This is a genomic window from Tardiphaga sp. 285_C5_N1_2 (genome assembly GCF_052076065.1).
Lineage (GTDB): Bacteria > Pseudomonadota > Alphaproteobacteria > Rhizobiales > Xanthobacteraceae > Tardiphaga > Tardiphaga robiniae.
The window spans coordinates 3,648,715-3,661,715 of the sequence record NZ_CP197241.1 but is presented as its reverse complement, the minus strand read 5'-3'; the positions used below and the strand labels follow the sequence as shown (position 1 = coordinate 3,661,715).

Annotated in this window: 11 protein-coding genes; 6 read left to right on the top strand and 5 right to left on the bottom strand. The window is 61.4% G+C overall.

The genetic code is table 11. The features are described 5' to 3' along the window. Positions 1-98 precede the first annotated feature (98 nt). Both AB7951_RS17565 and AB7951_RS17560 read left to right on the top strand, forming a co-directional pair. Positions 99-644, top strand: coding sequence for a sigma-70 family RNA polymerase sigma factor (locus AB7951_RS17565; RefSeq protein ID WP_231077390.1), 546 nt, complete (start codon positions 99-101; stop codon positions 642-644). A 2-nt stretch (positions 645-646) separates the two neighbouring features. Further along, a complete protein-coding gene (locus tag AB7951_RS17560; RefSeq protein ID WP_120290745.1) occupies positions 647-1,285 on the top strand; it encodes a DUF1109 domain-containing protein in 639 nt (212 codons plus the stop codon). A gap of 39 nt (positions 1,286-1,324) precedes the next feature. Here AB7951_RS17560 and AB7951_RS17555 read toward each other — a convergent pair whose 3' ends face one another. The 4 genes from AB7951_RS17555 to AB7951_RS17540 form a co-directional block, all read right to left on the bottom strand. Continuing rightward, positions 1,325-2,653, bottom strand: a complete 1,329-nt coding sequence (locus AB7951_RS17555; RefSeq protein WP_120290747.1) for an NAD(P)-binding domain-containing protein — start codon at positions 2,651-2,653, stop codon at positions 1,325-1,327. After that, complete coding sequence (locus AB7951_RS17550; protein ID WP_120290749.1) at positions 2,650-3,624, bottom strand: NAD-dependent epimerase/dehydratase family protein; 975 nt, start codon at positions 3,622-3,624, stop codon at positions 2,650-2,652. The genes AB7951_RS17555 and AB7951_RS17550 overlap by 4 nt, the downstream gene beginning before the upstream one ends. A 190-nt stretch (positions 3,625-3,814) precedes the next feature. After that, positions 3,815-4,927 carry a DUF2336 domain-containing protein gene (locus AB7951_RS17545; RefSeq protein ID WP_120290751.1) on the bottom strand — a complete coding sequence of 371 codons (1,113 nt, stop codon included), beginning with the start codon at positions 4,925-4,927 and terminating at the stop codon, positions 3,815-3,817. A 69-nt stretch (positions 4,928-4,996) separates the two neighbouring features. Further along, on the bottom strand, positions 4,997-6,145 hold the full coding sequence (locus AB7951_RS17540) for a sensor domain-containing diguanylate cyclase (RefSeq protein WP_120290753.1): 1,149 nt from the start codon (positions 6,143-6,145) through the stop codon (positions 4,997-4,999). A 551-nt stretch (positions 6,146-6,696) separates the two neighbouring features. Between AB7951_RS17540 and AB7951_RS17535 the strand changes: the two genes are divergently transcribed. The 4 genes from AB7951_RS17535 to AB7951_RS17520 all read left to right on the top strand — a co-directional run bounded on the left by AB7951_RS17535 (position 6,697) and on the right by AB7951_RS17520 (position 10,752). Next, a complete protein-coding gene (locus AB7951_RS17535; protein WP_089266985.1) occupies positions 6,697-7,266 on the top strand; it encodes a sigma-70 family RNA polymerase sigma factor in 570 nt (189 codons plus the stop codon). Then, positions 7,263-7,997: a hypothetical protein gene (locus AB7951_RS17530; RefSeq protein WP_093761866.1), complete on the top strand. Its 735-nt coding sequence runs from the start codon at positions 7,263-7,265 to the stop codon at positions 7,995-7,997. Before AB7951_RS17535 ends, AB7951_RS17530 begins: the two co-directional genes overlap by 4 nt. Positions 7,998-8,077: 80 nt before the next feature. After that, complete coding sequence (locus tag AB7951_RS17525) at positions 8,078-9,829, top strand: S8 family serine peptidase (protein ID WP_439061353.1); 1,752 nt, start codon at positions 8,078-8,080, stop codon at positions 9,827-9,829. A 407-nt stretch (positions 9,830-10,236) separates the two neighbouring features. Beyond that, entirely contained in the window at positions 10,237-10,752 is a 516-nt protein-coding gene (locus AB7951_RS17520; protein WP_120290757.1) for a TIGR03809 family protein, read from the top strand. On the opposite strand, the gene AB7951_RS17515 is transcribed toward AB7951_RS17520, so the two are convergent. Further along, positions 10,749-12,119 carry a TIGR03808 family TAT-translocated repetitive protein gene (locus tag AB7951_RS17515; protein WP_120290759.1) on the bottom strand — a complete coding sequence of 457 codons (1,371 nt, stop codon included), beginning with the start codon at positions 12,117-12,119 and terminating at the stop codon, positions 10,749-10,751. The two genes, AB7951_RS17520 and AB7951_RS17515, sit on opposite strands and share 4 nt — an antisense overlap. Positions 12,120-13,001: the final 882 nt, after the last annotated feature.

Genomic DNA, 13,001 nt, shown 5'->3' with positions numbered 1-13,001 from the left:
GGATTGGGGCGCAGGTGAGGGGCTTCACGGTTCCGTGATTTTTCTCTCAGCTGACGTAACAAATTGAACTATCCGCCGAATTGGCTTTAGGAGCGCGCGTGCGCGGACGTGACGACGAATGGACCGATCTGATGCGGTCGGCCAATGCGGGGGATAGCGTTGCTTATCATCGCCTGCTGAAGTCGGTTACGCCCGTGCTGCGCGCCGGAGCGCGGCAGGGCCTGTCACGGGCTGGCCAGCCGCCCGATCAGGCCGAGGATATTGTGCAGGACATTTTGCTGGCGGTGCATTTGAAGCGGCAGACCTGGGACGCGAACGCGCCGTTCGCGCCGTGGCTGTTTGCGATCGCTCGCAACAAATTGATCGATGCGCTGCGCCGGCGCGGGCGTCGGACCTTCGTCAATATCGACGATTTTGCCGAGACGATTCCGAGCGAAGCGCCCGCCGAAACATTGCCCACCGTCGAGATATCCAATCATCTCGCCGATCTTCCGCCGCGGCAGCGCGACGTGTTGCGATCGATCGCGGTGGAAAGCGCATCCATCAAGACCACGGCGTCGAAATTGTCGATGACCGAAGGCGCCGTGCGCGTGGCGTTGCATCGTGGGCTCGCGAGCCTCGCAGCCAAGCTGCGAAAGGATTGACCATGGATACCGATCGCCTGATTCAAACGCTCGCCGCCGACAATGATCAGAGGCCGCGTCCCGTGAGCACGCAGCTCGCGATGGCCTTGTTGGTCACGCTGCCGGTGGTGGCGGCGATGTTGCTGGTGACGCTTGGCATTCGCCCGGACTTCATGTCGGCGATGCGCAATCCGTTCTTCGATACGAAGTTTCTGGTGACCTTGGCGCTCGCCATTCCAGCCATTGTGATCAGTGTCCATCTGTCCCGGCCCGAGGCGTCGTTGGGGCGCTGGATCTGGCTGCTGCTATTGTCGCCGTTCATTCTCATCATCGCATTGATCGTCGAAATGACGATGCCGCAGCGCGCGCCGATGATGGTGCGCATTATCGGCAGAAACTCGTCGCTGTGTTCGGCGGCGATCACGTTGCTGTCGCTGCCGATCCTCGGCGGCGCGATGATTGCGCTGCGCCACGGCGCGCCGTCACGTCCCGCCGTTGCCGGCGCGCTCGCGGGATTGATGTCAGCCGGGCTAGGGGCGACGTTTTACGCCGCGCATTGCGCAGACGACTCGCCGCTGTTTGTGGCGACCTGGTACACGCTCGCAGCCCTCGTCGTGGCGGCGCTGGGTGCAGCTATCGGTTCGAAAGTGCTGCGCTATTGAGCGGCGCGTGAGCCACGCGCTCCGCGAAAATGAATCCGGTCAGGCCGATGCCACGGCCGCAGGACGGCCGCTTGCCGCCTTCGCGATGTCTCTGTTTAGCTCGCCGGTATAGTCTTTGAAGTCGACTTCCAGCGTGTAGCGCGGGGAATTCAGCCAGGTGCTGATCTTCTTCTGGTGAAAGTCGCGGACCTCCAGCGCCATATCGCCAGGGCTGGGCAGGGCGACCTTTCCGGTCAGCACAGCTGCGATCCACCGAGCCTGGATTTCGACCAGCGGAATGGTCGGTCCGATGGGCTGCACTAATCCGGCAAAGAACAGGCCTGGTCGGTTTGGCGGTGTAATGCGCCGATAGAGATCAACCATGCCACCGTCTTCCGGCACCGAGAAGATCTCGGGCGCGAGGAACGGGAAGCTGCTCTTGTAACCGGTCGCGTAGATCACTGCGTCGAAGCTCTCCAGCGTGCCATCGGCGAAGGCGATGGCGTCCCCCTCCAACGAGGTGACGTTCGGCTTGATGCTGATCCAGCCATGGCCGATGTAAGGCAGCAACTCCTGGCTCAACGTCGCATGTTCGCGCCACATGGGATGTTTCGGCTTTGACACGCCGAAGCGGGTCTGATCGCCGACGGCGAGATAGATCAGCCGTGCCATGATCATGCGCGTCAGCAGTGTCGGGAACTTCAGTTTGCGCGCGAAGAAGGCCGACCAGCGATCGATCGGGATGCCCATCATGTATTTCGGCATGATATGGGCGCCGGTTCGCGTGGACAGCACGACGCTGCTGGCACGCTTGCAGAGATCGACGGCGATATCGACGGCCGAATTTCCGATGCCGACGACTAGCACCTTCTGGTCTTCGAAGGGCTGCGCAGTGCGATACTGGCTGGAATGAATCGCCGTGCCGTTGAATGTGCCAGAGAAGGTCGGCCAACGCGCATCCCAGAGATGGCCGTTGGCGACGATCACCGTCTTGTATTCGCGGGTGCCTTCCTTCGTCGTCACGTGCCAGCCGTCGTCGCTCTTTTCGACCGAGGTCACTTCGCAGTTGAAGCGGATGCGGGTTCGTGCGCCAAACCGGTCAGCATAGGCTTCCAGATAATTCAGCAATTGTTGGTGAGACAGGAAATCGGGCTTGTCGGCTGGAATCGGAAAATCGGAATAGCCGAGATTGTTACGGCTGGTGTCGATATGCAGACTGCGATAGGCGCAGGACAGGCCATTGTCATTGCCGTAGCGCCACATCCCGCCGATATTTGAGCCCTTCTCGTAGATGTCGAAACTGAGCCCCTTGTCGTGCAGGGCCTTGGCAACGGCAATACCGGATGAGCCGGCGCCAATGATGCAGATGTCGGCCACGGGCTCGGTCATGCAGCAGATTTTTCGGCAAGACGCTGGCGATACTGGCTCACGATGTCCTCGAAACTCTTGTCGGCGACGACGCCGAGGGATGGCGCGCGGGTGGAGATGAAACCTTTCGGCCAGCTATCGACGATCTTCTTGAGATCGGGATCGAGGGCATATGTCACGTTCGGCGTGGTGTTGGTGACACGTGCAATCGATTCAATGATGTCGTCCATGCTGATCGTCAAAGCAGGCTGATTGAGCGCGCGTTTGCCGCGCATCTTGGCTGGATCGGCATTGTGAAGCGTGATCAAATTCTGCGCAACGGTCTCCACCGAAACGATCGGCACTTTCGTGTCCGCGCGCAATGGGCAAATCGACGGCTTTCCGGCGACGCCATCACGAACGATGCCCGCGATCCGGTCGGATACCGACTGTGTTGGCGGGCCGGGGTGCACCAGCACGATCGGCAGGCGCAGGGCACGTGCATCGACCATTCCGTGACGCGTGGCGTCCGCCAGCATCAATTCGGCGATGGCCTTGTGCGTGCCATAGGAGGTTTGTGGACGCTGCAAATGATCGTCATCGACGTGATCAGGCAATAACCCGCCGAAGACCGCGATCGAACTTGGAAAGATCAGGCGGGGCGGAGCATCCTTCGTGCCAATGGCGTCGATCAATTCCGCCAGCGCCGAAACATTCACCGCCAGCGCGCGCGCCGGGTCCTGTTCTGCGGCGCTGGTCAGCACAGCGGCGAGATGAAACACGCTATGGGGTTTCCATGCAGCGATTTTCTTCAGCGTATCGGGTGCGTCGATGTCGGCTTGCAAGTGCCTCACATGTGGGTCGGATGCAGGCGGCAAATGCATGTCGAGAAGGAGGAGCTCCTCGATTGTTTCGCTTGTGCCTGTAGCATTGGTGAGCGCGCCTGCTTGAAGCAGCGCAGAAGTGAGCGTTCTGCCGATGAAGCCACCGGCGCCTGTAATCAAGACGCGCATGAATCCCGCCCTGCTTGATGCCAACCCGTTCCGGCGTTATTCGCCGTGATCGAGGCATCACTATCAGCGCCTTCACCGGCAAGTCGATGCCTGCTGACGGAATGGCTGCTCAGCGCAATTGGCGTTGCGGCGCTCGGTCTCAATGGCCAGACTGCGGCCATTCGCGTGGAAACATGTCGACTGACAAACGTCAGGCGGCAGGTAGGTCGGACGTCGCCTGCTGCATACGGTGGAAGCGCAGGACCTGTTGTGCCGCGGAGATGCGCAGACGTTCATAGGTCTCGCGGTCGGTCGCGCTGTCAGACAGCTGTGTTCCAGCGAGTTGCTCGCGCATGTTGATGATGGTCTTGACGGTCTTCCACGAAAAATTCGCGACCTTGCACAGAATGAAAATGCCCTCGCTGCGGGATTCGACCATCATGGTTTCCGCGACGGAGATTGGCACGTTGGCCAGGCACGCGAGCGCGGCGTTAGCCTCGTCGAACTTGCCGGCTTCGGCGAATTTCGCCACTTCGTTTTCATCCAGCCGACCGTCTTCAAACAGGGAGCGTACGAGACCATGGGCGATGACGGTCTGCTGACTGATGCTGCCTGGTGCGGAACGAGCCCGCCGGGCAACCTGCTGAACCACCAGAGATATGTCGGCGGTGTGGTGGACGTGGGCGGCTTCCAGCTTCGCCCGGACCGAGGCCGATGCCTTGGCGACGAGCTTCAGATAATGGTGGCGCGGAATGGAGGGACGCAGGCCAACACACGTCGCAATCGTATCGTTGCCGTCAGCGCGGGAGAGCAGGGTATTGTAACCGCGCTCTGAAATGTCGGCGCCGCGGTTGTTGACGGTGCTGGTGACGACGGCGTCGTTGCCGCGTTCGACGAGAATATCCGTCAGGGCGCCGCTCAGGACCTTGCGCGTCGAAATCGCCAGCAGATGGTCCTGGCTTTTGGTGCGTGCATTCTCGATCAGGGCATGGTCGTCGAGCTGCTCCGATTGAGAGAGCACGGGTGCGGCGACCTCGATCAAATCGTCGAATGCGAGGGTCCGGATGACCCGGGGCGGTGCAATAGAGACGGGTGCCAGTCGCTCGGCCAGAAGGGCCCTTGCAGACGCTTCCATATGCGTCAGCAGGCAATCGAAGATGTCGTCGAACACTGCGATCTGCGCGTCGGAGTAATCCACGGCATTGTTGACGAACAGATCCGTGACGCGGCGCAGCGTTTCCACGCGCCGTGCGACCGTTCCGTGGGCCAGTGCGGCGTCAAGTTCGTCGAGTAAATTTGCCGATAACGGTGACTTCGAAGACATAAATCAAATCCCGTAATTCTAATCGTGTCCTGCCGCTAATATGTTGCGGCCAGGGGTCGTAAAATTCGTTCAGGCGCTTGCAATTCGATTTCGTCCGCGCTCCTTGGCGGCATAGAGTGCGCTGTCGGCGCGTGCGAGTAAGGTGTCTGGCGTGTCGTTCGGACCCAATGTGGCAACGCCGCCCGAAATCGTCACGGTCAAGCCGTCGGAAAATGCGCTCCAATCCAGGGCTTCGACAATCCCCCGCAAACGGTCGAGCATTTGCACGGCCTTGTCATGCGGCGTGTCCGGCAGCACCAAAAGGAATTCCTCGCCGCCATAGCGGCCGAATTTGTCGATGCTGCGGATATTGGCGAAAATGGTGATGGCGAAGGTCCGCAGTACTTCGTCGCCGGTTGGGTGTCCGAAATTGTCGTTAATCCGCTTGAACCAGTCGAGGTCGATCAGCGCGGCGGTGCAGGGTGTGTTGCTGCGCTGTGCGCGGATGATTTCATCGTCAAGCAGCCGCATGATGCAGCGGCGATTGAACGACCCCGTCAGTTCATCAAGTTCTGCGAGCTCTTCGATGCGCTTGTAGGCGGCCTCGAGTTCAACGCGGCGCCGAAACAGCGCGTCGCGTAGTGAGCTGGAGAAAATGCCAATGAACATACTGCGGGCGATGGTCATCGAGAATGTCAGCAAGGTGCCGAAGCGTTCGATCGAGTTGCCGGAGGGGAGCGTCAAGGGCAGATCGACGAAGAAATACAGCAGCGCGAGGCCGCCGGTCATGACGGTCCAGGCGCCGACACCTTCACGGGGCGAGGTACGCAAGGCGATGACATTGGCCACAAGAAACAATGCGCAGAGAAACACGACGGCGACATTGGGCGCGGTGTAAACGAAGGCGAGCAGAAGTGCGTAAGTGACAGCCGTGTAGGGCGCCGCGAAGAAATGATCGCGCCAGTCATCCGTCAGGCCGCTCTCGGAGATCGCGAGGAAGATCAGGACAGAGGCAAAAGCGCAGCCGGCATAGGCCGCGACGATGGTGCCATCGATAGTGCCTGCTGCAAGGAAGACGAAAAGCAGCACGACATTGACGGCATGACTGGCAGCCGCGAGTGCGAGCATCTGCCGTCGCCGCTTCAGGCGACGTGCCAGCATATCAGACCGCAACTCTCCATCGACGGCTTCGAAGTCGCCGTTGACTGGATTCAAGACTGATGAAGCGGCTGCGGTCATTGAGCCCATCGATGGGTTTTGCTGATGGAACTCTAGTGCTCAAAGCCTTTAGGTTTGGTATCTATTGCCGCAAGTCAAATCTGGTAACCGGCTACTCATTAGCTGCTCCCGGCGACATCTGTCGACAGATCGCTTACTGCGGGACTGCCAGAAGGTTTCAAGCATAGCTTTGTTGTTTAAGTAAAAATGCCCGGACCGATGACGGGCCCGGGCGAGTTGACTTGATGTGGCGGACAAGCCGCCGGGACAAGTTACGGTATTCATTGACGAGGGTTTCGGGATATGGCTGCAAAATGCAGGTTCCGCCGTCTCAAGGCTGTTCCGGAAGCCACGACTTGGTAAGGTTGCCGTGTGAATCGCTGGCGTTCGGGTCGGAAATGCCCCAGCATTATGCTACCTGTTACCCGTTCCGCCCAAGAAAAGGGCGGTAAAAGCCCGTTCGGCGCGGTTAAAACAGCCGCGACCGGTATATTCCTGCCCATTCGAGAAGATTTTATCTTGTCAATCGAACCTCTTACATCCTCATTCAGACCAACTTTGCGAGACGGGCAGTGAGTGCAACACAGGCGGCATCGGATGAGATTCTGATCGCCCGGATTGCGCAAGGCGACCGTCTTGCCATGCAGGTGCTTTATGGCAGGCACCACGTCCGGGTGTTTCGCTTCGGCCTTCGGCTGGTGCGGAACGAACAGATTGCTGAGGATCTTATCAGCGAAGTGTTCCTGGATGTGTGGCGGCAGGCAGGCAAATTCGAGGGCCGTTCCGCGGTCTCGACCTGGCTCCTGGCGATTACGAGGTTCAAGGCGCTGTCCGCGCTGCGCAAGCGCAAGGACGCCGAACTGGACGACGAGACGGCCAACGCGATCGAGGATACGTCCGATAATCCCGAAGTGTCGGTTCAGAAAAAGGATACCAGTGACGCGTTGCGAAAGTGCCTGACATCCCTTTCGCCCGAGCATCGGGAAATCGTCGATCTCGTCTACTACCACGAGAAGTCCGTGGAAGAGGTGGCCGAGATCGTCGGAATTCCCGAGAACACCGTCAAGACGCGCCTGTTTTATGCGCGCAAGAAATTAGCCGATCTGCTCAAGGCAGCCGGCATTGAACGAGGCTGGCCATGATGGCGATGAGCAACAAAGTGCCGACCCAGGAGCCAGGCGAGATCGAGGCATTGCTGCCTTGGCACGCCGCGGGCACGCTCAACGCGCGTGATGCTCGCCGCGTCGATGATGCACTGGCCAAGGATCCGGAACTGGCGAAGCAATATGCCGTGATCCAGGAAGAATACGCGGAGACCATTGGCCTCAATGAGAGCCTCGGTGCGCCGTCCTCACGGGCAATGCAGAAGCTGTTTGCTGCGATTGACGCCGAGCCGGTGCGCAGCGGATCGACGTCGGTCGGTCTGTCGGCGCGGATTTCCGGATTTTTCGCATCGCTTTCGCCGCGGACGCTGGCGGCTTCGGCCGCTGTTGGCGCGCTTGCGATCATGCTGCAGGCAGGTGTCATCGGCACTGTGCTGATGCAGCGCGATACACACTCATTCCAGACCGCGTCCTATGAAGCTGCGCCGTCGCCCGCGAGTGCACCGACCACTGTCACCCGGTCGCTCGCGCCGGCACCGGCCTCGGTAGAAGCTCCGACGCGCCTGTTCGTCCGTTTTGCGCCGACTGCGCGGGTGTCGGACATCACAGCGTTGCTCGACGGCTATCAGAGCACGATTGTTGACAGTGGCAAGGACGGGCTGTTCCGGCTGCAGTTCGGCAATCGGGTGATGACCAAGGACCAGATCGCCGGGCTAATCCGCCGGCTGGAGAACGAGAAGATCGTCAGCATGGCGGTTCAGGCGCAATAGGCGCCGTCGGTTGATCCGATCCGCATTGTGCGTGCGAGGCCTGTTCCATGAGACATGATCGTGGTGCCTCCGGACCGATAATGAAATGCACGGCCGCTGTGCTTTCGCTCGCCGTCGCATGGCCGTTCAGCCTTTCGGTCGCTGGCGCGCAGAGCATGATGCGCTCGCCGAGCCTCAATATCGGATCGCGCGTTCCCACGATCGCACCCAGCACAACGCCGCGCATCAATCCGAACATCGCTGCCGGGGCAGGTCGCATCGCCGGCCGCGGTCCGAGTATCGCGAGCCGCGGACCCATTGCTGGTCGCGTCGGTATTACCAGCGTCGGTCCGCGCGGTGCGGCGATCGGGACGACAGCCAGCCGGACACCGCCGATATCCTCGCGGCCAGGGCGTACGCCGCCGCCGAAGATCGTGGGCGTGCTGCCAACCATTCCTTATGTGCGCTATTCCCCCAACACCTATCCGAGCTGCGCCTATGCCAATCGCGCGGCATCCGGCGAATGCAACGAGAAGCCATTCGTTGCTGATCTGGGCGGCGGTGGCCCGACGCCGCGCAGTCAGAATGCGGGTGGTGGACCGCGCAGCAATGGCCCGCAGGCGGCCCTCAATACGCGCTATGTCCCCCGGCAGATTGTCGCCGAACTCGACAGCGCGCTGACGCCCGACCAGACGGATGCGCTGGCGCGCCGTCTGCGCCTGGAGCGTCTGTCGTCGCAGGACTTTCCGCTGATCGGCGCCAATATCAGCCTGTTCCGCATCACCGACAATCGCTCGGTCGAGACCGTCGAGTCCCAGATGCGCGCTGAGGCTGACGTGCGCGCTGTGCAACCCAACTTCCGCTATGTGCTGCAGGATCAGGTGACAACGCCGGCACTGGGCGAGGGCGATCCCGCGCAATATGCGCTGGCGAAGCTGCGTCTGCCCGAGGCGCACAAGCTGTCCGCCGGTGCCAATGTCACAGTTGCTGTGATCGACTCTGGCATCGACGTCGCGCATCCCGAACTCGCCGATGCCGTCGTGGGTTCGTTCGATGCGCTTGGCAGCAAGGAAGGTGCGCATGTCCACGGCACTGGCATTGCGGGTGCGATCGTATCGCATGCGCGGCTGATGGGCAGCGCGCCGCGCGCGCGCATCTTGGCCATTCGCGCTTTTGGTGTGTCGCAGGGCGGTGCCGAGAGTTCGTCTTTCATCATCCTTAAGGGCATCAACCACGCGGCATTGAATGGCGCCCAGGTCATCAATATGAGCTTCGCCGGCCCGCAGGATCCGCTGATCGAGCGCGGTATTGCGGCGTCAGCCAGCAAGGGCATCGTGATGGTCGCGGCATCAGGCAATGCCGGCCCGAAATCGCCGCCGCTTTATCCCGCCGCAAGCCCCAGCGTGATCGCAGTCAGCGCCACAGATGCCTATGACAGGCTGTTCACTGCGTCGAACCGTGGCAGCCATATCGCCGTGGCTGCACCGGGCGTCGATATTTTCCTGCCCGCGCCGGACAACAAATATCAGATGACGTCGGGCACCTCGTTCTCGGCCGCCTATATCAGCGGGCTCGCCGCATTGATGATCGAGCGCAATCCGCAACTGCGGCCGAACGAAATCCGCAGCATCCTGATGACAACCGCGCGTGATCTTGGTGCGCCCGGCCGTGACGACCTGTTCGGTGCCGGCGCGGCGGATGCCTATAGTGCGGTATCGGCAGTGCAGGGCGCTCAGCAACCCGTGGCGACAGCGCCTGCGCCTGTCACGCCTGTTCTCGTCACCGCGCCGGCGCCGACGACGCGTGCGGTCGAGGCATCGTCGCCGTCGATGGCGTCAGACGTCCAAAAATAATCTCCTGATCGTTGAACGTTTGGCCGGGTGGACCGGACATATGGATGTGGGAGCGGCATTCCCTCCCCAACGAGGCCATATCCGGCGCATGCGCCCAAACATTCGCGCCGGTATAGCTTGACCCGTCCGGTTGTCCCCCCGGACGGGTCTTTCGTTTTTGTTAACCAAAAATTTTAACCTTCAGGTCATAGATTGCCGGTGCATGGCCCGGCGTCGAGCAAGGCTCAAGCAAGGCTTGACTGCAATACCTCAGGTTTGACGGGGCTTTCTCACGTGTTTCCAACGCAATTGTCCAAGTTTGACCACATTGCGCTGGACCCCGAAAACTTTTCCACAGAAACTCTCCAAGTATTGGTGAGTGATTCGTTTGTTGCTTTGCGTCCGTTTTTTCTCTTGCGGACATTTCCATGTCATCTCACCTGAATTTTCCTTACCCGCATGCCGGCATCGGTCGGCCACTGGCCCAGCGCTGGTGCGCTCTTGCCGAGAGTCGACTGGATTACCTGACAGAACTGTTCGAGAGCGGGCGGTGGCGCCGTTTTCACAGCGAAGCCGAGTTTCTCGACAACATTCAGGAAGCCAAGGAAGCGGTTGAACGCTGGCGGCTGATGGTCGAGGGCGAGACCGCCGCCGTGAGGCGCGTGCTGTCTTCGGAAGGCGTGATCTACCGGGCGCCGCGCGCCCCTGAACCACCACGGCCTGCTGCCGTCGCGGCTCCTGCCATTGCAGCGGTTGCGCCCTTGCAGCCCGACATCGAGCCGGTGGCTGAAGCGGCTTCGCCCGTCCTGATCCCGATCGAAACCTTGTTGCGGCAGGCACCGCCACGCCAAGCGGCGGTGACGCCGGCAGATCTGGATTGGCAGAAGGCGCTTGATCCTCTGGTGATGAGCGCGCGCTATCCGATGCTGCGGACAGTGCTTTAGCGCACCGTGTTCCCGGACACCGCGACCTGCTGATAGCGCTGTGCGCCATCGGCGGTGAGGTCCGGTGTCACCGGCTTTGCATGATCGAGGCCGACGACAGCGCCGCGTGGCGCGCCTGAAATCATGTTGTTGCTGACCAGCGCGGTGCCGGCTCCCGGTGCGATCGATACACCGATGCCGATAAAGCTGTTGCGCACCACGTTGCCGGTGATGGCGACGTCGCGCAGATACTTGCCCCAGCCCGCGATCATGCCGAAGGACGGCGCGTTCTCGACGACATTGCCGCTGACGCTGGCGTCCGCCTCGATATAGATGCCGATGCCGGCATCGTCGTCGGGCGCTGTGCCGATCGGCCGCTTCGGGAGCAGGTTGCGGATGATATTGCCCTGAACCACTGCGATGCGGCCGCCCTCGTTGAAGTTGCAGACGGAGACACCGAGCGCCGCACCATCGACGGTGTTGTTGGCGATCACCGCGGCCTCGAAGGCGAATTCCGAATAGAGCGCGACTTCGCGCACGCTCGACACGCTGTTGCCGGTGATGTGGATGTTCGATGCGGAGTTGCCGCGCACCGCCGAGTAATCGCAATTGCGGATGCGATTGCCGGAGACGATGACATTGCCCGCACGAAAAGCGTTGATGGCGTTGCCATACTGACCGGAGCCGCCGGGGCCGGCCTTGATGTCCTCGATACGATTGTCGATCACTTGCGTGCCGTCATCGCCGATGGCGGTGCGCAGGATCTCGATGCCGTTGCTGCTGGTTCCGGAAATGATGTTTTGCGCGACGATCAATCCCTGCGCATCGAACGAGACAATCGCCGTGGTGGCGATATTGCTGAGTGTATTGCCGGTGATGGCGCCCGCCGAACTCTCCAGCCAGATGCCTGCGCCGCCGCTATTGGTGACGGTGCAATCGCTGATGCGGAGTTCGCGTGCCTGCACCATGTGCAGCAGCCCGCGCCGCGGCGGCAGTTTGGCGAAGTTGCCGTCCAGCATGAGGCCGCTGAGGCTGACATAGTCCGCGCCTTCGCCTGACAGCAGTGACGCGCCGCCGCTGAAGGTGAGGGTCGTTGCGCCGCGCACACCGATGATCTGCGAGCCGCGCGCGAGCCTGAGCATGCCGGTGCGATAGGTGCCGGGCGGCAATGCGAGCGGCGCCTGCACGCGCGCTGCCTCGTCGATGGCGCGTTGCAATGCGCGGGTCTGATCGTCCTGGCTATTGGCACGCACGCCATATTGCGTGGCGTCGCGTCCGAGCGTCGAGGTGAGCGTGGCGGCGCGTGCCGCATCGCTCGATGCGGCGAATGCGCCGGCGGCGAGACCCGCGCCGGACGCAGTCAGCAGATGGCGGCGATGCAGGTCCATGGTTCAAGGTCCCGGTGGATGTCCGCTGATGACGTAACGCAAGATGATGCGTGTGACGTTGCCAGGCGAGAGCGGCTGCGATGAATGTGCAGGGTAGGGTTAATGATGCGCTCACCTGCGCGCTGGAACGCAGCATGGGCTCGCTCCGGAGCGATGCGCCCGTGCTCTACCAATCCTACGATCTCGCGTAACGCTCTCGGTCGTCATGCGCGGACAGCGCCAAGCCAGCTTCGCAATGACCCAGGCCTCTCCCACGTCATGGCCGGACTTGTTCCGGCCATCCACGCCTTGCTGTGGATATCGCCAAGGCGTGGATACCCGGCATGCGCCGGGCATGACGGCGTTTGGTTTGAGCGTGCGCGCGTCACGCTAGTTCAGATTCAACTGTCAAACAGCCACTGCTCTTCAGACATGCGTCATCGCCCCCATTGTTTGCGGCGCGGGGGCGCCGTCGTCGCTTGCATTCCCGCCCCCTTGTGAGAGGGCGTGCGGAACGCCGGGTGCCCGTTGCACCCTTGGGCCTGATGCGAATGCGGTCTTCCGCAATCTAGAGGGCATCAGGACTTTCGGAGGCGCCGAGCGATTGCCCGACGTTCCGCCTGCGGTGTTTTTTCGGTTGCTTGCACTTTGCCTCGACGAACGCTCCGATCGCGAATTAAAGTCCCAAGGCGATGGGAAGGGAGCCTCAAGCGAGTAAGCCGAACGCGTTTCGACTTGGTCGTCCGTCACACTGTCCAGGGGTCTGTCCATCCGAAGGCCGGCCGTCTCCTTGCCAGTGGCAGTGCTGGCGCAGATCCGTCCTGCCCGAAGACAGACGTTCCCCCATGAACCGCGTGACGCCGCATCTCCGGCGTCCACCGCATCCCACCCCGCGAACGTGAC